Below are 236 nucleotides of genomic sequence, written 5' to 3'. Positions count from 1 at the left end.
CTTGTGGATTTCCTTGATGCGGTCGATGGCCAGCACGTCACCGGTAGGTGGCTTGGTGAACTTGTAGGCACCGTGGCTGGTACCGATGGCGATCGCCAGGGCGTCGACCTGGGTCTTCTTGACGAAGTCGGCCGCTTCTTCCGGATCGGTCAGCATCTGGCTGTGGTCCAGCACGCCTTCGGCGCCGATGCCGTCTTCTTCACCGGCCATGCCGGTTTCCAGCGAACCCAGGCAGC

General features: G+C 62.7%; 1 protein-coding gene. It reads right to left on the bottom strand.

Features of this window, described 5'->3' with window-relative positions:
• The coding region (locus SB786_RS37685; RefSeq protein ID WP_410731771.1) for a class II fructose-bisphosphate aldolase at positions 1 to 236 on the bottom strand (236 nt) is incomplete at both ends.

The sequence above is a fragment of the Burkholderia sp. SIMBA_062 genome (assembly GCF_046534765.1).
Lineage (GTDB): Bacteria > Pseudomonadota > Gammaproteobacteria > Burkholderiales > Burkholderiaceae > Burkholderia > Burkholderia ambifaria.
Note: the sequence above shows the minus strand (reverse complement) of the source record. Positions and strands in the feature narration are given on the sequence as shown.